Source organism: Lysinibacillus sp. G01H (assembly GCF_028872195.1).
Lineage (GTDB): Bacteria > Bacillota > Bacilli > Bacillales_A > Planococcaceae > Lysinibacillus > Lysinibacillus capsici.
Map to the genome: position 1 here is coordinate 3337848 of NZ_CP118397.1, position 22312 is coordinate 3360159.

Annotated in this window: 26 protein-coding genes; 6 read left to right on the forward strand and 20 right to left on the reverse strand. The window is 37.6% G+C overall.

Annotation, left to right across the window (positions count from 1 at the left end; all coding sequences use genetic code 11):
- Positions 1–2: 2 nt before the first annotated feature.
- The 3 genes from PSR12_RS16960 to PSR12_RS16970 all read right to left on the reverse strand — a co-directional run bounded on the left by PSR12_RS16960 (position 3) and on the right by PSR12_RS16970 (position 3271).
- Positions 3–980 carry a sensor domain-containing diguanylate cyclase gene (locus PSR12_RS16960; RefSeq protein WP_274769864.1) on the reverse strand — a complete coding sequence of 326 codons (978 nt, stop codon included), beginning with the start codon at positions 978–980 and terminating at the stop codon, positions 3–5.
- 24 nt (positions 981–1004) lie between these two features.
- Positions 1005–1796: an alpha/beta fold hydrolase gene (locus PSR12_RS16965; protein WP_274769866.1), complete on the reverse strand. Its 792-nt coding sequence runs from the start codon at positions 1794–1796 to the stop codon at positions 1005–1007.
- Positions 1797–1921: 125 nt separating this feature from the next.
- Positions 1922–3271: an FAD-binding oxidoreductase gene (locus PSR12_RS16970; RefSeq protein ID WP_221680957.1), complete on the reverse strand. Its 1350-nt coding sequence runs from the start codon at positions 3269–3271 to the stop codon at positions 1922–1924.
- Between the two features lie 152 nt (positions 3272–3423).
- Here PSR12_RS16970 and PSR12_RS16975 point away from each other — a divergent pair, with 152 nt between their 5' ends.
- The 3 genes from PSR12_RS16975 to PSR12_RS16985 all read left to right on the forward strand — a co-directional run bounded on the left by PSR12_RS16975 (position 3424) and on the right by PSR12_RS16985 (position 5333).
- Entirely contained in the window at positions 3424–4833 is a 1410-nt protein-coding gene (locus tag PSR12_RS16975) for a glycoside hydrolase family 18 protein (RefSeq protein ID WP_274769868.1), read from the forward strand.
- A 131-nt stretch (positions 4834–4964) separates the two neighbouring features.
- On the forward strand, positions 4965–5129 hold the full coding sequence (locus tag PSR12_RS16980) for a YfhD family protein (RefSeq protein ID WP_004226371.1): 165 nt from the start codon (positions 4965–4967) through the stop codon (positions 5127–5129).
- A 12-nt stretch (positions 5130–5141) separates the two neighbouring features.
- Positions 5142–5333 carry an H-type small acid-soluble spore protein gene (locus tag PSR12_RS16985; RefSeq protein ID WP_004226369.1) on the forward strand — a complete coding sequence of 64 codons (192 nt, stop codon included), beginning with the start codon at positions 5142–5144 and terminating at the stop codon, positions 5331–5333.
- Positions 5334–5377: 44 nt separating this feature from the next.
- Here the strand turns inward: PSR12_RS16985 and PSR12_RS16990 are convergent, their stop codons facing one another.
- Together PSR12_RS16990 and PSR12_RS16995 are read right to left on the reverse strand one after the other, a co-directional pair.
- On the reverse strand, positions 5378–7522 hold the full coding sequence (locus PSR12_RS16990) for a bifunctional diguanylate cyclase/phosphodiesterase (protein WP_257520338.1): 2145 nt from the start codon (positions 7520–7522) through the stop codon (positions 5378–5380).
- Between the two features lie 198 nt (positions 7523–7720).
- Complete coding sequence (locus PSR12_RS16995) at positions 7721–8248, reverse strand: RNA polymerase sigma factor (protein WP_221680959.1); 528 nt, start codon at positions 8246–8248, stop codon at positions 7721–7723.
- Between the two features lie 238 nt (positions 8249–8486).
- Between PSR12_RS16995 and sspI the strand changes: the two genes are divergently transcribed.
- Entirely contained in the window at positions 8487–8696 is a 210-nt protein-coding gene (gene sspI, locus PSR12_RS17000; RefSeq protein WP_004226361.1) for a small acid-soluble spore protein SspI, read from the forward strand.
- Between the two features lie 78 nt (positions 8697–8774).
- Entirely contained in the window at positions 8775–10154 is a 1380-nt protein-coding gene (locus PSR12_RS17005; RefSeq protein ID WP_221680960.1) for an FAD-binding oxidoreductase, read from the forward strand.
- Positions 10155–10201: 47 nt separating this feature from the next.
- Here the strand turns inward: PSR12_RS17005 and PSR12_RS17010 are convergent, their stop codons facing one another.
- From PSR12_RS17010 to PSR12_RS17060, 11 genes are all read right to left on the reverse strand, one after another.
- Positions 10202–10714 carry a GNAT family N-acetyltransferase gene (locus tag PSR12_RS17010; protein WP_274769873.1) on the reverse strand — a complete coding sequence of 171 codons (513 nt, stop codon included), beginning with the start codon at positions 10712–10714 and terminating at the stop codon, positions 10202–10204.
- 15 nt (positions 10715–10729) lie between these two features.
- Positions 10730–11443, reverse strand: a complete 714-nt coding sequence (locus PSR12_RS17015) for an amino acid ABC transporter permease (RefSeq protein ID WP_274769875.1) — start codon at positions 11441–11443, stop codon at positions 10730–10732.
- Positions 11444–11455: 12 nt separating this feature from the next.
- Complete coding sequence (locus PSR12_RS17020) at positions 11456–12160, reverse strand: amino acid ABC transporter permease (RefSeq protein ID WP_221680963.1); 705 nt, start codon at positions 12158–12160, stop codon at positions 11456–11458.
- A 24-nt stretch (positions 12161–12184) separates the two neighbouring features.
- Positions 12185–13009, reverse strand: coding sequence for a transporter substrate-binding domain-containing protein (locus tag PSR12_RS17025; RefSeq protein ID WP_274769877.1), 825 nt, complete (start codon positions 13007–13009; stop codon positions 12185–12187).
- A gap of 18 nt (positions 13010–13027) precedes the next feature.
- Positions 13028–13306, reverse strand: a complete 279-nt coding sequence (locus PSR12_RS17030) for a glutaredoxin family protein (RefSeq protein ID WP_274769879.1) — start codon at positions 13304–13306, stop codon at positions 13028–13030.
- 13 nt (positions 13307–13319) lie between these two features.
- Positions 13320–14333, reverse strand: a complete 1014-nt coding sequence (locus PSR12_RS17035) for an LLM class flavin-dependent oxidoreductase (protein ID WP_274769881.1) — start codon at positions 14331–14333, stop codon at positions 13320–13322.
- 45 nt (positions 14334–14378) lie between these two features.
- Complete coding sequence (locus tag PSR12_RS17040; RefSeq protein WP_274769883.1) at positions 14379–15707, reverse strand: LLM class flavin-dependent oxidoreductase; 1329 nt, start codon at positions 15705–15707, stop codon at positions 14379–14381.
- A 143-nt stretch (positions 15708–15850) separates the two neighbouring features.
- A complete protein-coding gene (locus tag PSR12_RS17045) occupies positions 15851–16747 on the reverse strand; it encodes a LysR family transcriptional regulator (RefSeq protein WP_274769884.1) in 897 nt (298 codons plus the stop codon).
- 296 nt (positions 16748–17043) lie between these two features.
- Positions 17044–18009 (reverse strand): ornithine carbamoyltransferase, encoded by a 966-nt coding sequence (gene argF, locus PSR12_RS17050; RefSeq protein WP_004226343.1) that lies wholly within the window; start codon positions 18007–18009, stop codon positions 17044–17046.
- A 310-nt stretch (positions 18010–18319) separates the two neighbouring features.
- Complete coding sequence (locus PSR12_RS17055) at positions 18320–19408, reverse strand: M42 family metallopeptidase (RefSeq protein WP_274769886.1); 1089 nt, start codon at positions 19406–19408, stop codon at positions 18320–18322.
- 94 nt (positions 19409–19502) lie between these two features.
- Positions 19503–19988: a dUTP diphosphatase gene (locus tag PSR12_RS17060; RefSeq protein WP_004226337.1), complete on the reverse strand. Its 486-nt coding sequence runs from the start codon at positions 19986–19988 to the stop codon at positions 19503–19505.
- Between the two features lie 105 nt (positions 19989–20093).
- Here PSR12_RS17060 and PSR12_RS17065 point away from each other — a divergent pair, with 105 nt between their 5' ends.
- Positions 20094–20486, forward strand: coding sequence for a sigma-w pathway protein ysdB (locus PSR12_RS17065; protein ID WP_221680971.1), 393 nt, complete (start codon positions 20094–20096; stop codon positions 20484–20486).
- Between the two features lie 26 nt (positions 20487–20512).
- Here PSR12_RS17065 and PSR12_RS17070 read toward each other — a convergent pair whose 3' ends face one another.
- The 4 genes from PSR12_RS17070 to infC form a co-directional block, all read right to left on the reverse strand.
- Complete coding sequence (locus PSR12_RS17070; RefSeq protein ID WP_221680972.1) at positions 20513–20776, reverse strand: DUF1294 domain-containing protein; 264 nt, start codon at positions 20774–20776, stop codon at positions 20513–20515.
- Positions 20777–20922: 146 nt separating this feature from the next.
- Positions 20923–21282 carry a 50S ribosomal protein L20 gene (gene rplT / locus PSR12_RS17075; protein WP_004226314.1) on the reverse strand — a complete coding sequence of 120 codons (360 nt, stop codon included), beginning with the start codon at positions 21280–21282 and terminating at the stop codon, positions 20923–20925.
- Between the two features lie 57 nt (positions 21283–21339).
- On the reverse strand, positions 21340–21540 hold the full coding sequence (rpmI, locus tag PSR12_RS17080; RefSeq protein ID WP_004226312.1) for a 50S ribosomal protein L35: 201 nt from the start codon (positions 21538–21540) through the stop codon (positions 21340–21342).
- A 31-nt stretch (positions 21541–21571) separates the two neighbouring features.
- Positions 21572–22075: a translation initiation factor IF-3 gene (gene infC / locus PSR12_RS17085; protein WP_016994853.1), complete on the reverse strand. Its 504-nt coding sequence runs from the start codon at positions 22073–22075 to the stop codon at positions 21572–21574.
- Positions 22076–22312 lie beyond the last annotated feature (237 nt).

The window sequence follows — 22312 nt, forward strand, 5'->3', positions numbered from 1 at the left end:
ATTCACTTTATCTCATGAAAATGAGTCACTTTGTTTCGTCCATGCTCTTTCGATTCATACAATGCTTCATCTGCTTTTTTTATCAATGTCGTCTCTGTATCTTCTGAAGTTACTGTGGCAATTCCCATACTGATCGTAAGACTGCCTGTTGGCCAACGATCCTGCTCCACGGTGTGTCTAATTTTTTCGCCGATTTCTTTTGCCTCAGGTATCTCGATCTCTGGTAAGATGATAATAAACTCCTCCCCACCATAACGAGCGACGATATCTTCTAGACGTACTTGTATTTGTAATAGTTGTGCCAATTGAACGAGGACATCGTCTCCAACTTGATGACCATATGTATCATTGACCTTTTTGAAATGATCGATATCTAAAATGCATAACGAAAAAGATTTTGCTGTCTCATGAAAACGATTAAAATGTTGTTCGAGTTGTTCCTGGAAAAATCTCCTGTTTTTCAAGCCAGTCAGTTTATCAGTCATTGATAATTCTACTAAAGCAGTATTCATTTCCAATAATTTCGCCTGCTGATGTTCTATTTCTACATGAATTTGCTCCAAATTAGCTAATGCACGATCCTTTTCTTGATAGGCAGCCTCAAGTAGTTTTTTGGCTGATCGTAATTCTTGTTCATAATCTATACGCTTTTTCATCTTTACTAAAATGCAATCAATTCGCTCTACCATATCCTCTTCGTACAATTTAGCATTCATTAAAAACGGAACCGACATCCCGTCCTTCTGTTTGAAATGAATGAATAATTCCTCTACTTGTCCCTCTAGATTAATCATAGGATAAAAATAAGAGTGAAAAATCATCTTATTGGGCGTAGATAGAAGAATTTCTAGATGCATATGTAATAATTCCTCTTGCTCATAGCCGATCCAATCTAGCAGGGTTTGATTGATTTCTGAAATAAGCCCTTCATGTGTGATGGAAAGAAATCCACATGGAGCATTGTTGAGTCGTTTTTCCATTGTTGATAATCCTTTCATTTTTCCCTACAAAAAATCTGCAATACATTGTATCGTTTCATTTGGGTGACTAATATGTGGATAATGACCTTTTGCTTCCATTAATTGTAACGTACTATTTTTGAGATGATGATGCAAATAATCTCCAACACCAATTGGCACAATACTATCTTCCGAGCATTGGATAATTAACGAAGGAACGGAGACCTTTGATAATTCACTACGATGATCAGATAAAAATGTGACCTCAGCAAATTCTTTTGCAATGATAGGGTCTGCTGCTATAAAGGTTTGCTTCAGTTCCTGTGTTAATGCTGGCTGTTCAGGATTACTCATTGCAATTGGTGCCATATAGCTGGCCCAACCTGTAAAGTTCATTTCCATCATGTCTAATAACTCCGCTATATCACTTCGCTCAAAACCCCCTCGATAACCATCATCATTTAAATAACACGGAGAAGGACCAATCATAATCAATTTCTTAAAATAGTCAGGGTGCTGGATAGATGCGAGCAGTCCTATCATGGCACTAATGGAATGCCCGACAAAAATACTATTTTGTAATGATAGCGTTTCAATAATGTCCAATACATCTTGGACATAGCCCTGTAACGATTGATATTTTTCTGATGAATAGGCATTTGTATCTGAGTTACCTGAGCCTACATAATCGAATAATATAATCTGATATTTGTCCATAAATGCAGGCGTAATGAAACGCCACATATTTTGATCACAGCCAAATCCATGTGCAAAAATAAGCGTTTGGTCTCCTTGTCCGAGTATTGTTACATTATTACGAACAACAACATTTTCCATTCCGATCAATCCTTTTAGAAATATATGTAATAGTTTTATTGTGACCCCTTATACAGTATTTATCAAGCTAAAACGTGAAAATCAAAAAGGAGCAGGAGTGCCGCTTCACCTGCCCCATTCTCCAGCTACAACCACTTCCTAATAGGTGGGATACTCTGCTGAAATTGAAATATATTATACGGATCATATTTTGTTTTCACTTCACGAAGCCTTCTAAAATTGCGTCCGTAATAGGCTGTATGCCAGTCCTGAATATATCGATCTGGAAAATTCACATAATCACCAGCCGTATAAGGTGATAAAGCTCGACGTAAATTTTCTACCCACTTAATATTTTGTTCTTCCTCTTTCGGGTTTTCCCAGGAAGTATTATATTCTTGAGCTATTATCGCATTGCGATAGTAATAGGCTGTATGCTGGGGAGCAATTTCACCTACTGCTCCTCTTAAAGACTGTTGCCATATTGTTGTAGTTGAATTAGGTGCATGGGCTAAAAATTCTTTCATTCTTTGAATCGCCTTATATGGAAACGGTCTCTCCAAAAATGACCCGGATCTTTTTCGAAAGGCAGGCTGATTGCCGCTTGGTAAATCAAAAAATTCTATTGCCTTGCTATATGGCACTTCCTTTATCCAAATACTTGTTGGCATGCCTGTTTTTCTAAGAGGGCGAAGCAATTTCTTTAATTCAGCTGCTGTTCCTATAAACTCACCTTGTGCGACTAGTTCACCTACTTCCTTTGTTTTTAGCTCAATCTGTGAAGTTAGACGCTTATCTGTATAGGGGGCCCATTTTTGCCATGCATCAAAGGCCACTTCAAAGTCATCCCATCCCCATGTAATAGAAAAGAGTGATACTTTATTAATCGCATGAAGCTTGAATGTCAAAGAAGTGACTATACCAAAATTGCCTCCTCCTCCACCACGACTTGCCCAAAACAGATCATGATGTTGTTGCTTATTCGCTCTGATTACCTGAGCACCCTCATGTTCACTAGCAACCACCGTTTCGATTTCAATTAGATTGTCACAAGTTAATCCAAACGGTCGTGATAGCATCCCTATCCCCCCTCCAAGGGTCAAACCGACCACCCCAACACTACTTTCTGTACCAGCAGGAATGGTAACACCTTGCTCCCATAATGTACGGTATACGATTCCCATATTAGCTCCAGCATCAATTCTAGCCGTCATTTCTGAGAGATTTACTGAAATATCATTCATATCACTTACATCAATGACAAGCCCTTTATTTACTAAAGAAAAATTTTCATAGCTATGACGACCACTTCGAATTCTGAAAGGCTCGTTGTTTTCTCTAGCCCATTTTAAGGCATTAACCACATCTTTCGTTTCTTGACAAAACACAATGACACTCGGATATTTTGGATTATTTAGATTATTATTCGTTCTCGCTTGTTCATAATCCGAATCTTCCGGCGTGACGATTCTTCCTGTGAGCTTCGCCTTTTTCAACATCAAGCCCCTTTCTCACAATGATACTTATCCTATGCAACTCATTGAGAAAGAATTTGACTTTTCAACTATTTTACTGGACTCACACTAAAATACTCTTTTTCACACTAGAAACATATGATGCACTAATAACAACGTGTTGGAGGTGTTCTATGCTTATCCATGTGGTAAGTGCTGGCGAAACACTGTGGCAAATCGCTAATCGTTATGCTGTACCCGTTCAATCTATTAGCCAATTAAATGCATTAGCTACTCCTGATCAATTAGCCATCGGACAATCACTGGTTATCCCTTCTCCTTATACAATTTATACGGTTCAAAAAGGAGATACGTTATGGTCCATCGCACAGAAATTTAGCGTTCCCTTGCAATCTATCATAATAGAAAACCATCTAACGAATCCCGATCTATTAACACCTGGAACGAAATTAATTATTCCACCCATTGTTCATAAGGTGCAGCCAGGAGAAACTTTATGGCAAATAGCACAGCGCTATGGTACGACCGTTCAAGCCGTTGCAGTAAAAAATAATCTAAACAATCCCAATATGCTTTATGTCGGTTCACAATTGATGATCCCAAGAAAATTACCGATGATTGAAGTCAATGCTTATTCCTACCAACCTTCAGAAGAAGCTGTAGACTCCATTAATGCTATTGGTCATCTACTAACTTATTTTAGTCCTTTTGCTTATAAGATGAAGGAAGATGGGACATTACAGCCCATTAATGATGAAAATATGATAGCGGCAGCAAAGGCTAAACATATTATCCCGATGTTAACGCTCACTAATTTTACTTCTACAGAAGAAGGCTCTAATTTAGCTCATGTCGTCTTGTCCAATGCAGAGTTATGTAAAAAGGTCATGAATAATGTGTTACAGGTGATGCAAGATAAAGGTTATCAAGTATTAAATATTGATTTTGAAAATGTTTTACCTGCTGATCGCGAAAATTTCAATGCCTTTATTCAATTGGCTGTGGATACCCTTCATCCAAAAGGCTATTTAGTTTCAACAGCGCTCGCACCTAAAACAAGTGCTTCACAAACTGGGACATTATATGAAGCCCATGATTACGAAGCACATGGGAGAATAGCAGATTTTGTTGTATTAATGACATATGAATGGGGCTATCGTCTTGGCCCTCCACAAGCCATTTCCCCCATTAATGAAATGCGAAGAGTCGTGGAATATGCTTTAACCGAAATACCAGCTGATAAAATCTTATTGGGTTTTGAGTTGTATGCGCGTGATTGGCTCTTACCTCATGTCAAAGGCCAAGAAGCCGAAACATTTAGCCCGCAGGAAGCGCTCAATAGGGCCATCAAGTACAGGGCAACAATTCAGTATGATCCAACGGCACAATCTCCTTTTTATCGATATGTTGATGAGCAAGGAAGGCAGCACGAGGTATGGTTTGAAGATGCGAGAAGTGCACAAGCCAAATTCGACATGACTAAACATTACAATTTACGTGGCATTAGCTATTGGGCATTAGGATTCCCGTTTCATCAAAATTGGGTTTTATTAAACGATAATTTTTCTGTTAAAAAATCTTAATACTAATTATTGTTCGCAATAAACAAAGAGCTATGCGAATTATTCCTTGTGAAGTGCGATCTGTGCTGACGGGATAAAAAGTTCATTTCAAAGCCATATTAATTTATATCAACAGGAAAGGAGCAACTCACATGGGAAGAGACAATAAACAAGGTCAAAGCAATAATAAAGGCTCATTACCTCAAACGCCGAAAAACCAAAAGATTGCACCAAATAAGGTGAGTGAGGAATTTTCTCAAGAGTTTATGGAGCTAATTAATACAGTCACGCAAAATAAGAATAAGCAGAAAAAATAAGGGGGGCTTCACTTGGATTTTCAGCGTGCTCAAGAAATTGTCGCCTCACCTTTAGAATTTGAAGTGAGCTATAATGGCGTTTCCATCTGGATCGATCAGCTCCACGATGATGAAAAAACAGCGACAGTTCACCTACGCCGTTCTTTAGAAGAGCGATCTGAAGTAGCTATATCCGAATTAAAAGAAGAATATCTCGTTCACTAAACAGCAAGAACCTGCTTACTCAATAGTAATAAGCAGGTTCTTTTTTAAATAATATAATCTTCAATATATTGAAGTTGTGTTAATACTTCCTCCACACGATGATGTAAATCTTTATAGGTTTCGGTAATTTGCTGAGGGGATATTGGCTTACTGAATAGATAGCCCTGAATATAATCACAGCCACCATCTATTAGAAAAGATAATTGCTCCACTTCTTCAATGCCCTCTGCCACAACCTTCAAACGTAAATGTTTAGCCATCGAAATAATCATGGAAACAAGTGCTTCATCATTTGGATTATGTGGCACGTTTCTCACAAATGTTCGGTCAATTTTTAAACAATCAATTGGGAATTCCTTTAAATAAGAGAGAGAGGAATAGCCTGTTCCAAAATCATCTACAGCAATTTGGATACCTAATGCCTTTAACTCATGTAATAGCTGTGTCATTTGATCAATATTCATGGTCATACTTTCTGTAATTTCTAATTGTAAAAATGACGGATCTAAATTGGTACGTTGTAAAATATCTTGTACCATTTCTACTAAATCCTGTTGAAATAACTGGCCAAGTGATAAATTTACTGCCACTTTCATTGGAGGTAAGCCTTGTTTCTCCCATGCTTTCGCTTGTGTGCATGCGGTTTCTAAAATCCATTTACCTAGCGGGATAATAAGGCCACATTCTTCAGCAATAGGAATAAAGACATCAGGTGGAACAAAGCCCCGCGTTGGATGACGCCAGCGTACCAAAGCTTCGACCGATTCGATGGTACCTGTCTTTAAGTTGACCTGTGGTTGATAGTCTAAATAAAATTCATTATTGGCTAACGCATTATGTAAGTCTTGCTCTAACAATATTCGATCTGCAATACCTTTAGACATATACGGTTTATAAAAAAGAAATCTTTGAGGTATTTGTCTAGCCTCTCGCATCGCTAACTGTGCATGCATTAATAGCTCTTCACCAGTCCATTGCTCCTCATAGAGAGCAATCCCAATATTTAGACTGCCATTTAATGAAAATAATTGGACCTGTAAAGGATCTGTCATGGCACTTTTAAGATTTAAGCAAAATTGCAGTAGTTCCTCAATCGTCTTTACATGGTCAATATAAATAACAAATTGTCCCTCACGCAGTTTAGTTGCAAAATAATGTGGAGGTACAATCGATTGAATTCGTTCTGCAACAAGTTTCATCATTGTATTAGAGTTACTTATACCAATGGACGAACGAATTGCCGCAAAGCGATCAATTTCTATGGCAATGATAGCCTTTTGCGCTTTATGTTCATGTAAATTTTCTTTTAACGTCTTTAGTAGTAAATGTTCATTTGGCAACAATGTAATATCATCATGATAAGCTTGAAATCGAAGTTCCTGTTGAGATTGTTCAAGATCCTTTTTAATTTTCAACAGCTGCTGAAATGGTTTTTCCACAGACGTATAATAAATCGCCTTTAGGAAAAAATAGAATGCTAAAAACTGATAGATCAGTGCTGAGAAATCCCATATTGCATTTTGATCTTGACTAACAATAAAGAAGATATCACTCACAATGAGAGAAATAGCTGCGCTAATGAGCCACATGGAACGCTTCGGTAATTTTTTTACATATGTACTAACAATAGCAATGGTTAAAATTTGAAGAATAATAGCAATTAGATGTACCATATTATCAATCGTATCTAACCAATTTTCAGGCAATATTTTGGGCGAATTATAAGCCAGAAAAACGCTTCCTAGAACGAAAAGCATCGAACAACCATATGTCAGTATCCGATGATTCATGGTTAATCGCTTTTTAGGGTTTAAAATAATAAGTATAAATCCAATGGCTAAGTACAAACGCATTAATATATGTAGAGGCTCGTTCATAAAGTTCCATTCTCTAGATTGGCTAAAAAACAAGCTAATTAATTCTAATAAGGCAATAATGAAAAACATGTTTCCTATGTATAAAGTTTGATTGGATAATAAGTGTGAAAATACTAAATAGGATTGGATCGCAATTGCCATTGTAAAAACGATGATTAATACTTGTATCACCAGTTTTATATCTTGATACATGTTACCTTGGAAAACACCATATATTTGATTGCTAAAGCTCAGTAATGGTATGACAAGTAATAAGGGTAATACCATGTACCAAATCTCTTTTTTCTCTATCTGATTAAACCATCTCTCCACTCCAAACCCTCCATACTACTATATAAACATTCACTAGGAAATTTTATCTATCTATATCGATTATTTAAATTTGAATTGTATATTTCTTTGACTTCTTACAAATCATAACACTTTTATCGGAATTTGTATGCACCTATATGAAGTATGCTAATATTCATTTTATTTCAATATTAGCATACTTTTGATATTTTTAGTTCTTTATTCCACCCTGAAAAGTTGCTGTTTCAATCTCTGGATGATTCTACCTCTTCTTTTTTTAATAGCAACAGCGGATAAGCCTAATGCATTAGCTATTTCTTGATCACTGTAACCTTCTGCATAATAAAGTAGTAATATTTCTCTTTCTATCTGCTTAAGCTGAGACAACTTAATCTCAAGTAAGCTAGGATTTTTTTGATTGTCCCAACCCTCCAAGTCATTAAGAATAAAATTGAGTGTTTCACCATCAACAACCGTTATTCGCTCTGTATAGTTTTTTTCCCTTGATAATTCATTTAGAATCTCACCTTTTATCGAAGAATAAAGATAAGCAGAAAATTGTCCCTTTGCTGGATCTGCTTTTAGCCATGCCCTCCATACAGCAATAGAAGCGATATGACGATAGTAATCAAAATCCTTGTAAATATGGAGCTGCGTGAAAATGGCTGTAATCATTGGTTGCACTGCCTCTAAAATTTCTTCAAAAGATTGTGTTAATGAAAGCTTGTGATCGTTGCGAATAGACATACCACTCTTCCTGTCAACTGTGCACAGTTCAATATTCCTAGGTAACACAATCTTAGACTGTCATGTTGCTTGAGAGCTAATGCCCATTTTCAGCATTTCAGCGCGCAGAAAGAATAAAATGCCTGGCATATTTAGTCATAATTCCCCCAAAGTTATTACAAAAATTATCTATTTTCTTTGGTATTTCATACATATTTAAACGTTAGTTGGACAAATTACTACTAAGGAGGCGATATAGATGAATTTTCAAATAAGAGATGCAATTACAGCGAATGTACATGGTCAATCTGCCGCAGAATTTAAAGACATTGTGGAAGATGCTATTAATCGTGGAGAAGAGCATTTACTACCAGGGCTTGGGGTGTTTTTTGAAAAATGGTGGAAGCAATCCAGTCCATCAGAACAAGATGAATTTGTTCAAAAATTAGAAAAAGTATTTGCTAACTGATTTTTAATGAACTGTGCATTCCATTTCCAATAAATGCGTGATAAAGTTTTACTTATCAGAAAATTTGGAGGGATTGGAATGACTGTTGCAGTAGAATTACTTGTCAATCAACTCAAACAGGTTTTATTAGAAGAACAAGTGTCAACAAACGAAACGGTACGACAGCTACATGGAAAGGATGAATCTCATCATATGATGAGATTACCTGATATCGTTGTCTTTCCCCGTTCCACAGCTGATGTCAGTGCCATCTTAAAAATTGCACATGCACAACGTGTACCAGTTGTACCATTCGGTGTTGGCTCCAGCTTAGAAGGAAACGCGATTCCTATTGCACATGGTATTTCTATTGATTTCTCTGAAATGAATACGATATTAGAAGTTCGACCTGATGACCTTCTAGTAAAAGTTCAGCCTGGCGTCACACGCTCTCAGCTGAATAAGGAGTTAAAAAAACACGGTCTACAATTCACAGTGGATCCAGGTGCAGATGCAACACTAGGTGGCATGGCTGCAACGAATGCTAGTGGTACAACTGCTGTGCGTTACGGTGTTATGCGTGATCAGGTTCGTGATTTAGAGGTTGTCCTTGCAGATGGCTCTGTCATCCATACAGGTAATTTAGCCGCGAAATCCTCTTCTGGTTATCATTTAAATGGTCTATTTGTCGGCTCTGAAGGAACACTTGGCTGCTTTACGGAGTTAACGTTAAAAGTGTATGGTATACCTGAATTTGTGACAGCGGGGCGAGCTGTTTTTGACACAGTCGGAGATGCTGTGAGTGCTGTTACCGCCTTATTACAGGCTGGTAGTTCAATTGGTCGAGTGGAATTGGTCGATGAATCCTCTATGAAGCAGGCCAATGTCTATAACGATACATCCTTTAGCGAAAAACCAACATTGTTTTTAGAATTCCACGGAAACGAAGCGGGTATGCATGCGGACATCGCATTCGCTACAGAAATTTTTGAGGACTACAGCTGTCTATCCGTCGAATTCGAACAAGATAATGCTGCTCGTAACAAGCTTTGGGAAGCACGACATTCTTTAGCCTATGCATATATTCATGCTTATCCTGGTAAGAAGCTCATGTCAACGGATGTCTGTGTACCAATCTCTGTGCTTGCCGAAACCATTTTATATGCACGAGAACAGCTTGATCATGTTGGACTCGCAGGTGGGCTTGTGGGCCATGTGGGCGATGGAAATTTCCATGCACTTTTAATGTTAAATCCAAATGACGCCGAGGAGCAGGCAAAAGCGGATCGCTTCAATGAACAAATCGTGCAATATGCATTACTTCGAGGTGGCACATGTACAGGCGAGCATGGTGTTGGCATTGGCAAAATGAAATACCAAGCCACTGAGCACGGTACCTCTTTAGTCGTCATGAAAAGCATAAAAGCAGCACTTGATCCACTTAACATTATGAATCCAGGAAAGATTTTCACTCTATAATTAACATTAAAACCCGCTGATTGACTAGAATATCAGCGGGTTTATCATTATAAATCATAACGGAAGCTCTTAACTAATATATCTCCCTTGTAAAATTCTTTCGACTCATCTCGCACAAAACCTAATGATAAGTAAAGATTAATGGCAGCCTGCATCATATCACCTGAGTGTAAATAAAGTGCCTGATCCTGTCTCTTTCTTGCAAAGGCAAAACTTTCATTTAATAATTTCTTAGCAACCCCTTGCCCTCTTCCTTTTGGATGCACACCTAATAAGCGCACAATCGTCGATTGAATATTTAGCTCTGGCAGGCCATACGCTTTCCCTGCATCCGTAAATAGTTGTAATCCACCTAATATATCATCTCCGCGTTTTGCAATAAGAATTGTCTCTGCATTCGGATTACCAACCGAAGCATGGATATCACTTAAATATGATTGCCAGTGCTCTGGGTCTTCATAGTCGTTTTCATATTGCGCATAGCTCTCAACTAAAACTTCAAGATAGCTTGCATAATCTTCCTCTTGTAAATGTTCAATCAAAATGTCTGCTACTGTCATTCTAATTTCCCCTTTCTATGATGAAAAACCGCCCTTACTATAGACTGTTACTCTTTTTTCAATACGGTGTGAAACCCATTCTACGATGATTGAAATTCCCCAATAAATAAGTCCAACAGCAATAAATGACTCTAAAAACTTTAAGTTCATGGAAGCAATAATATTTGCCACACCGGTCAATTCTTTAATGGATAGGAAAAATGCTAATGATGTAGCATGTAAAAAACCGATAAAAACATTCGTCAAGTTAGGAATAGATTGCCCAAATGCTTGTGGTAAAATATAACGTCGCATAGCTTGAGGAAATGTTAATCCAATCGCATATGCTGCTTCTAGTTGTCCTTTAGGTACAGCTAATATCCCTGAACGAATAATTTCTGAGGCATAAGCCCCTGCACTAAGTGTTAAGGCTAGTATGACAAAAAATAAAATAGGAATAGAATTTGATTGTATCTTTAAATGAAGTAAATTAGCTACACTATCAACTAGCATTGGCAAGCCAAAATAAACGAGCATGATATGCATAATGATAGGTGTTCCTCTGAAAAATGAAACATAAAAATTTAGTACACATGAGACTATTTTTATCTGTTGAATGCGCACGAAAGCTACAATTATGCCAATAACGATTCCTAATAAAACAGGTGTAATAGTCATGAATAAGGTTAACGGTATTACTTTACTAATTTCTCGTAATGCTTCTACTATAAATGCGATATCAATGGTCATAGCATATTCCCCCTATTGTGAAGCAAGCTCCTTTGGCATATAGCGATTAAAATAGCGTTCATTAAATTTAAATACTTTTTCAAGGATTATCACGATGACATAGTAAACAATTGACAAAGCTACATAGATTTCAAACGCTCGTGTCGTAGAAGCAATCAAGGTTTCTCCCCTCCCCACCATATCCATTACACCGATGGAGAATGCTAACGATGTATCTTTTAATGAACTAATCATTGTATTTGCTATATTTGGAAAAGCAACACGTATTGCCTGTGGAAAAACAATTCGCATAAAAGCCTGTGATCCACTTAAGCCTACTGAATAGGCCGCCTCCATTTGACCCCGATCAACGGTTAAAATTGCTGCACGAAATATTTCGGCAAAGGCTGCCGCATTGCTGAATGTGTACGTAATAATAACAAAATACATCGAATCCATTCTTGTCACATCAATATGAATGAGCTTTAACAATGCAGGAATGCCGTAAAATACTAAGAACAACTGCACTAAAATGGGTGTGCCACGAATAAAGGATATATAGAATGTAATAATTTGCTTCAATATCGGTATGTGAAGTAGCTTTGGTATGGCTAGCACAATCCCAAGCATCATACCAAAAAGTATGGAGAATACTAGAATCTCGAAAGTTATGGGTAAATACTGAAGCAATGTTGGAATGACTTGCGCAATTAGCACGACATCAAAGTTATTTTCCATACTGCCATCTTCCTTTCCTGTTCATTAGAAGTCTACTGTATAATCATCACCCAACCACTTTTTACTAAGCTCACTCACTACCCCCTCATTCTTTAATTCAACGATCGCTTCATCTAAGCGCTCCTGTAACTTCACTTCATCTTTATTGAGTAAAAAGTAGACCTTTGAATTTAATAATGCATCACCTACAACCTTTTGCTGTGCCTCATTGCTTTCGTTATAGTATCGAACAGCAAACGGTGTGGTAATAATAGCATCAATTCGTCCCGTGGCTAGTTGATTGTTAACATCAACGGAGCCAGAAGAATAAACGATATTTGCTCCTAAATTATGCTCTTTATTATATTTTTCAATAAAAACAGCTGAGTTACTTGTTGGTGAGACACTCACATTTCTCCCTTTTAAATCCTCAATGGATTGAATGGCATTATTTTTCTCGTTGACTGTCACCTTTAATGGGAATACATTATACGGCTCTTTATTAAATAAAAATTTCTCCTCGCGCTCACTATTAACTTCCATTTGATGGGCAATAAAATCTATTTTTCTTGTTTCTAAACTTAGTAATAAATTGGAGAATTCCATTGTTTTAAATTCAAACTCATACTCTGGTAGCTTCTCATCAATTGCACGAACAAGCTCTACATCATAACCAGTTAAATTTCCCTTGTCATCTAAAAAACAGATGTTTGGAAACTGAGTTCCCGTACCAACTATAATTTTTTGAACATCCTTGCCGCTCTGTGCTGTTTTTTGAGCACTTGCGTCACCAACTGTTTTTTCTGAGTTTGCACATGCTGTTAATAGCGCTGCTAGCACAAGTAGCAAATAAAATGATATTTTTTTCATAAAATTCCTCTCCTTCTGTTATGCATATGAGGGTAGATTCACAGCAAGTGCCTTCTGTAGATGCTCTAAACCAATTGCCGTTACAGCTCTATAGATACCTGTTTCACTTGACCCGATTTCTACAACAGGCACATGTCGAACACCATACTTTATATCGAGGATGTCTCTGAATATATCATTAGACATGACATCAACTGTTTTGTAGGAAATATGTCGTTCTTGTAGATATGTTTTTATTTCCTCGCCATAACTACAACCTTGCTTCGACCAAATGATTATATCTAAATTTTTTGTCATAATCATGACCTCCTTAGATTACCTTCACCTTTTGTTGTAACTGCAAATGGACAGGACTTAAAAGCTCAAACGAACGTTGACGTTCAAATTCCTTCAAGATGGGCGTATGCAAAATAAATTCATCGATTTGGAATCGTACATGGTAGTTATCTAAAATGGCTTTAATTTCTTCTGCCGTACCGTATAAAATATCAGCCTCATACTGTTCCACTGTATATTCCTCTCCAGATTCCTGACCAAATTTCTCTGCTAGCTCTACTGATTGTAGCGTCAGGCTTCTGCCACTTGCTAAATGCACCTTTGTAATTTTTTGATCTCCTATTAGTTTTTTCGCTTCCTCTTTACTTGGAGCAGCAAGTGCAGCAATAGAAAGCGCAAAAGTACCGTTTGGATGATGACTGCGATAGGTTGAAGCCGCTTGCACCAATACATCATTATCACTATTAATAAATCGAGCAAAGACAAATGCAATGCCGAGTTTTCCTGCAAGAGCAGCACTTTCAGGGCTAGCGCCAAGTAAAAATAATGTTGGCTTTGTCTTTGGAATTGGCGTTGCTTGTATGCCATATAATTCGTGCTCTTTTGGTATGGTTTGCTCAATTAATTGCTGTAAAAATATTAGTCTCTCTTCAAAATCTTCCCCTTGATTGAGTGTGCCATATTGTAAAGCCTTCGTGGAAAGTGGCAAGCCACCAGGGGCTTTACCGATGCCTAAATCTACACGTCCTGGCTCCAATGATGCTAGAACATGGAAATTTTCCGCTACTTTATAGGGGCTATAATGCTGTAGCATAACCCCTCCTGACCCAATTTGAATGGATTTGGTTTTGGCAAGTAAATAAGAAACTAATATTTCTGGAGAAGAGCCTGCTAATGACTCTGTATGATGATGCTCCGATACCCAAAAACGTGAATAGCCTAACTGCTCAGCTCTCTGTGCTAAGGCTACCGTTTTTTGTAATGTTTGTTCATTGCTTGCTCCTTCAATAATAGGGCTTTGATCTAATATGCCTAATGTATAACTCATACAATACCTCCTAATCTCTTTTATTCAAATGAATTTACTAGGTTTTTAGACAGACTGTTTAACATAGCGACTTTCCTTGAAGGGTAAACCTAAATTCCCACGCAAAGTATCTGCCTCATAGTCTTTACGATATAGCCCTCTTGCTTGTAAAATTGGCACTACTTTATCAACAAAATCTTCAAGAGCACCAGGTACTGTCACGCCAATAATAAAACCATCTGCTGCTTCCTTTTCAAACCATTCTTGTACAAGATCTGCTACTTGCTCAGCTGTCCCAAAAAAGGCTGTTTTTGGTGTCGCCTCGCGTAAAGCGACTTGACGTAATGTAAGTCCCTCTTGCCTAGCATAGCGTTTAATATAATCTGTTGTACTTCTAAAGCTGTTGGCACCAATATCACCTAAATCAGGAAACGGTGCATCCACATCGTATTGGGTAAAATCATGATGGTCGAAGTAACGTCCAAGATAAGCAAGAGCGCGGTCTAGGGAAACTAACTCGACGATTTCTTGATATTTCGCCTCTGCTTCCTCCACCGTATCGCCAATAATTGGTGATATACCTGGAAAAATCTTCACTTCTTCAGGATTTCGTCCAAATGTTGCCACCTCTTTTTTTACTCTCAAGTAAAATTTCCGTGCCTCTTCAATAGATGCCCCATGTGTGAAAATGGCATCTGCATCTTTTGCAGCTAATCGAATGCCTGCATCAGACGACCCAGCCTGGAAAATAACGGGCTGGCCTTGCTTTGTTCGACCAATATTGAGTGGTCCTTGGACTGAAAAATATCGCCCTTTATGATGTAATGTGTGTAATTTTTCTGGATCAAAAAATTGATCTTTGTTGACATCTGCAATAAACGCATCATCATCCCACGAGTCCCATAAGCCTTGGACAACCTCTAAGTATTCTTCCGCAATTTGATAGCGTTCTGCATGGCTAGGATGTTGGTCGATTGTTTTGTTATAGTTCAAAGCAGTACTTTCTAATGGTGTCGTTACAACATTCCATCCAGCACGCCCAGCACTAATATGATCTAATGAAGCGAATTGGCGTGCTACTGTAAATGGTTCGCTATAGGAAGTTGAGACTGTTCCAACTAACCCAATGTTTTTCGTCGCTACTGCTAAAGCCGATAAGATTGTAATAGGTTCAAATCGATTTAAAAAATGAGGGATGGATTTTTCGTTAATAAATAAACCATCCGCAATAAATGCTACATCAAATTTTCCCTGCTCTGCTTTCTGAGCCTGCTGAATATAGAAAGGTAAGCTTACACTTTGATTGCTCGCCACCTTTGGATGACGCCAACCAGAAATATTTCCTCCTACCCCATGAATAATTGCTCCAAATCGAATTTTATCCTGTCTAGCCATGTCAATTCCTCCTCAATCTTTATTTTACTAAACATAGTGGTTAAGTATGTTTTATTGGATTGAGAATGATATTACCGTTCCTTTAGACGATATGCAATAGGTACAGTAATAGAAAAAATTTTATGTGGTGATAAAATTTTTTATCAATACGTGTCTCCTATGCTTTCAAAATGCTTAGCTGTTTCACAAATTGTCTGCCAAAAGGCTGATGGCAATGTCTCCTTCTCTTTATAGGTTAAAAATATATGTTGATTCATATCCAGCAAATGCTTAACGTCTATCTCCACAAATTCACCGCTTTCCAGCTCCTTTTTGATACAAAGATGTGGTAAAAAGCTTAAATAGTCTTTTGTCCGAATAAATTCTTTGGCAACTTCTAAATGATCTGTTCGTACCTCAATATTGGCTGCTACTCCCTCTACCTCAAACATTTTATGCACATAATTCCAATCAAACGCGCCACATTCAAAAAATACCATTTTCTGTTGAGCTAATTCTTTTGCTTGAATGAGTTCATCTAGTTGTAATGGGTGATCACGGTGTTTGACAAGTTTCACTGTATTGTTCAATAAAAGCTCGTTCTCAATGTCATTCCCATGTACATATTGAATAAAGCCTAGATGAATTTGGTGGCTTTGTAGCTTTTCTAAAATGTTTGCTGTGGAACCTGTAAATAATTGAAAACGCAAATAAGGGAATTGCTCTTTCCATTTAGGCAATGCATAGGCTAAAAAATACTGAGCTGTTACACCGTTTGCACCAATACATACCTCATCGATCTCCTGCGTTTCTTCTAATTGCTTCTTTCCTTGCTGAAATGTTTGCACAATTTGCGTGGCAAATGGTAAAAAATCTTTCCCTTTCTCTGATACGCTCACACTTCTTCCATCTCGGTAAAATAACTCAACACCTAGCTCTCGTTCTAATGACTTAATACGTGCAGTTACAGTCGGCTGTGAAAGAAATAATGCATTGGCTGCTTTATGGATACTTTTGTAATGGACAACATATAAAAATGCCTCGATATGGTCTATATTCACGAGGAGTTCACCCCTTCATTAATTATTTAACCTATTATATAAATAATTCCTTATATTCTCTATAACTTATAAGAAAACTATGTGTTATATTTTGACAAAGAAAAAAAGTAACCCAGCGTCTCCCAGGTTACTTTACTATGTAGCGATGTAGCCATCCATCTTGACAACAAACATCGCACGTGGTGAACATCCCTCTGTCTGCCTACCACTTTTATGTTATTTACATGAACACCCTCTGTTGTCCATGTAAACTCTATCTATCGTACTTCTCAACTCGAGAAAGCATATGTCTAAATTTAAGCTAAAATCGATGCTAATACAGCTTTTTGTGCATGCAATCTATTTTCAGCTTGCTCAAAGATGTAAGAATTAGGTCCATCAATAACTGAAGTTGCAACCTCTTCCTCACGATGTGCTGGTAAGCAATGCAAGAACATATAATTTGGTTTTGCATAGGCTACTAGCTCATCATTAATTTGATAGCCAGCAAAGTCTTGTAAACGTTTTGCTGCTTCTTCCTCTTGACCCATAGATGTCCAAACATCTGCATAGACGACATCTGCATTTAATACTGCTTCAACAGGATCATTCGTGATCATAATCGTACTGCCATTTGCTGCCGCAATCGCCTGTGCTTTAGCGATGACTTCCCCATCACATTCATACCCTACAGGAGTCGCAACAGCTACATTCATGCCAACGTGTGCTGAAGCTACTACGAGTGAGTGTGCTACATTGTTGCCATCTCCTACATAGGCAATTTTAAGTCCTTTTAACATGCCTTTATTTTCTGCAATCGTCTCTAAATCAGCTAATGCCTGACAAGGATGATAAATATCCGTTAATCCATTAATAACTGGGATTACTGCATGCTCCGCCAGCTCTTTGACCATTGCGTGAGAGTTTGCACGAATCATAATACCATCTAAATAGCCCGATAATACATGGGCTGTATCATAAATCGATTCGCCACGACCAATTTGCAAATCACGTGCATGCATAAACATACTTTTTCCACCTAATTGATTCATACCAACTTCAAATGAAATACGTGTACGAGTTGAATGCTTTTCGAAAATCATTCCAAGCGTTTTACCTTCTAATAATCTTGGGCATTTCCCCTCTTTTGTAATCATTTTAAGCTGTGTCGCTAATTCAATAAGATCTTGAACCTCTTGACTTGTATAGTCTAGCAAAGTTAGTAGATCTTTTCCTTTTAAACTAGACACTAACTTTAACTGTACTTCTTCGAGTAATTTCATAGCCTTCGCTCCTTATATCGTTGCTGTTGAAATTAGTATAACATGCATAAATATAAAATCAACTGAATTTTTATAATTAATTTTTATTATTATTTATTTGTTATTAAATGTGACAAAAATTCGTCAAAACGAATATTTATGCATATATAACTTATTTATGGATAAGGTACTAAAATGTATCAAAGGTACAATGTGTAAAAATAGTTTGGGAGCTTTGTCACTATTGGTAGCAGAGGGAGAAAATTTAATACTAAAAATAATGAAAAGCCCCCTAACAACATTTGTTAGAGGGCAAGTCCATTTCTTCTAATTATTCAAAAGTAATTTTATTGACTGCATCACGATCTAATTTTTTAATGACTTCTACCATTAATTTAACGGCATTATCATAATCATCACGATGTAGGATACCTGCATGTGAATGGATATAGCGTGTCGCAATACCAATTGATAGTGCTGGTACACCATTTGCTGTTACGTGGATGGAGCCAGCATCTGTACCACCGCCAGCCATCGCTTCAAATTGATATGGAATATTGTGCTCATCTGCTACATCTAATACGAATTCACGTAAGCCACGATGTGAAACCATAGATGCATCATACACAACGATTTGAGGGCCTGCACCCATCTTACTCGTTGATTCTTTTGCTGTAACTCCAGGAGTATCTCCTGCTACACCTACGTCTACTGCAAATCCAATATCTGGTTGGATTTTATGTGTAGTAGTTTTAGCACCGCGAAGTCCAACTTCTTCTTGTACATTCCCTACAGAATAGAGAATATTAGGGTGCTTTTCATTTTGTAACGCTTTCATAACATCAATCGCAATTGCACAGCCGATACGGTTATCCCAAGCTTTAGCTAATAGATACTTATCATTTTTCATTACATTAAACTCAAAGTACGGTGTTACCATATCGCCAGGACGAACGCCCCACTCAAGAACTTCATCTTTAGAAGCTGCACCAATGTCGATAAACATATCTTTAATGTCTACTACTTTATTACGTACATCAGCAGGTAAAATATGAGGTGGCTTTGAACCAATAACCCCAATCACTTCATCGCCCTTACGTGTAGTAATCGTTACACGCTGTGCAAGCATAACTTGGCTCCACCAGCCACCTACTGTTTGGAATTTGATAAAACCTTTGTCATCAATTTGTGTAACCATGAAGCCTACTTCATCTAAATGTCCTGCTACAACAATTTTAGGACCGTTTTCATCGCCAATTTTTTTAGCAATGACACTACCTAAGTTATCTGTTTCTACAGTATCTGCATATGGTGCAATGTATTTTTTCATGACCTCACGCGGTGCACGTTCATTACCTGCGATACCATTCGCATCTGTTAAATCTTTAAACATTTGTAATGTTGGATCTAGTTGTATCATCCTTTTGCCTCCTACTTCTTGTATCTATTTTATTATACTTCGTTTACCGAAATATTCCTAGCTTAATCGTCTGAAAATTGGTGTATTTCTTAATTTAATAACCTGAACGCTGCCGATGATAATTTTCTTGATTTTTTTCAAGATAAGCACTTACCACATCCTCAAATGTAAAACCGAGATTATACGCTAGCAACCCATAGTATTGCCAAATAGCTAAATAACGCTCCTCTGTAGGTTGATGAATAAATGCTAAAATAACACTTTGTGTTTCTAAAAAAGTAGCCGTTAAATCTTTGTTCTCTTCTACGAAAGGCCACATTTCAATCGATGTATAGCCCTTTAATAAGCCAAGAGATAAGATAAAATGAATCGAATCTACATATTCTTCTAAAATGACTTCACGTGCTGATGGTCCCTTTGTGCTCCAAAATTTAAAGCAACGTGTTTCATTAGCAAGCTCAGCTAGCTCCACTAGTAAGGCTAAGCCCTTTTCCTGAAACACATCTTGCTGAATATTTTGTGTTTGCTCGATAAAATCATCAAGCTCTTTTTGCATGGTAAACAATTGTTGTAAATTCATTTTTTTCTCCTAAATTTCTAAAAAATTTTTTATAAAAAGTGAAACTATTTGACCCTTCTAATCGTATAGGAAAGAATAACCTTTCTTCAAGGGGGAAATTTAAACATGTTGCCGTTACTAATTCGACTTGCTGTAATAGCGCTTATTATCTATGTATTTTACAAAGCGATTCGTTATATAACCGATCCTAAACGCAAACTTGATGAAGCCTATGAAAAAGGCCAGTATTATTTCTATGATGACGTTAAAAATGTCCGAAAAAATTTCTTTATTTCTTATAAGGGTGCTCTTTTTGAAGGTGAAAAATACCTAGGCACAACAGAGGATGCATTTGAGGTTGTAACCATTTTCGTCGGTGCGCGTGATGCTGCAACATTACAAGGCTTCAGCAAAAGCGACTTTGAATATTTGCAGCAAGAAATATTATTGAACTATCCAAGCGCCAAAATCAATTGGAAGCAGCCCATTGAACAGCTTATGCGAAACACATCCCCATAATGAGGATGTGTTTTAATTATTCTCATTTATGTCCACAGCTGCACAATGATAAAAATTTGTATGGCTGCAAGTAGGGGAAAACCAAATGCAAAGTGGTTATGACGTGTTTTGTGGCGGAATAAATACATACCCAATACACCCCCAACTGCCCCTCCTGCTATGGCTAGTGTAAATAATGTACGCTCTGCTATACGCCATTCATGATTCTTTGCGCGCGATTTATCCATCCCCATTAAAATGAGCAATACAATTGATACAATGCTCATATAAGCTAATAATGCTTGTCCCATTTCTTACTCCTTTAAAACCGTGATACTATTAATCTAACACAAAAAAGACTGATGGAAAAACCCATCAGTCTTTTTATCGCACTTGTGTCATTTTGCACCTGTCGCTACGCTTTCGGTGCAGAAATAACAGTTAATGTTGTCAGCTATTATTTAGCTACTGCTTTTTTAGCAGCGTCTGCTAATTGAGTGAATGCTGCAGCATCAGTTACTGCAAGGTCAGCTAACATTTTACGGTTAACTTCGATACCTGCAACTTTTAAACCGTGCATTAAACGGCTATAAGAAAGACCGTTCATACGAGCAGCTGCGTTGATACGAGTGATCCATAATTTACGGAAATCACGTTTTTTCTGACGACGGTCACGGTATGCATATTGACCTGATTTCATTACTGCTTGGTTAGCAACTTTGTATAATGTATGTTTTGAACCATAGTAACCTTTAGCTAATTTCAATACTTTTTTACGACGTTTGCGCGTCACTGTTCCGCCTTTTACGCGTGGCATATGAATTACCTCCTGCTTTTCATTTAAAAATGAATGTTAGTATTTTTTTGTAGTCAATTATTTCATGTATACAAGTAAAGATTTGATGCGTTTGAAGTCACCAGATGATACGATGTTCGCTTTACGTAGGTGACGTTTTTGTTTCGTAGATTTGTTTGCGAATAAGTGGCTTCCATAAGCACGGTCGTATTTTAATTTACCTGAACCCGTTTTTTTGAAACGTTTCGCAGCTCCACGGTGAGTTTTCATTTTTGGCATGTCGAATTCCTCCTAAACTGTTCGTCTAATATTATTTCTCGTTCTTTGGTTGAAGAACTAAGAACATGCTTCGGCCTTCCATCTTCGGTTTTTGTTCTACCGTTGATACTTCAGCACAAGCTTCAGCAAAACGATCTAACACACGTTGACCAATCTCTTTGTGTGTGATCGCACGACCTTTGAAACGTAGGCTACATTTTACTTTATCGCCTTTTTCAAGGAATTTAATCGCATTACGTAACTTCGTTTGGAAATCATGCTCATCGATTGTTGGGCTCAAACGAACCTCTTTCATTACGATGACCTTTTGATTTTTACGAATTTCACGGTCTTTCTTTTGCTGTTCAAACTTAAATTTACCATAGTCCATGATACGAGCGACTGGCGGCTTGGCTTGAGGGGCCACAAGGACAAGATCCAAGTTTACACGAGCGGCGATTTCTAGCGCTTCATTACGTGTCTTTACACCAAGCTGGTCACCATTGTGATCGATTAATCGAAGTTCACGTGCGCGAATGCCTTCGTTTACATACATGTCTTTGCTAATAGTAATCCACCTCCAAGTAGTTGTCGCGAATACATGGTTTGGGCAAAGCCTTGCCCGGTTGAACGGTACATCCTCTCGTCATGTCCATAAAAAAAGGACGGACATTTTTGAAGATGTCCGCCCGCTATATGTGCATGCGCAAGTCTACGCAAAACAATTCAACGTGTCATACCTGTTCACAGCCTTTAAAGCGTTGTATCAGGTGAGAAGCGGGCAGCCTCTACT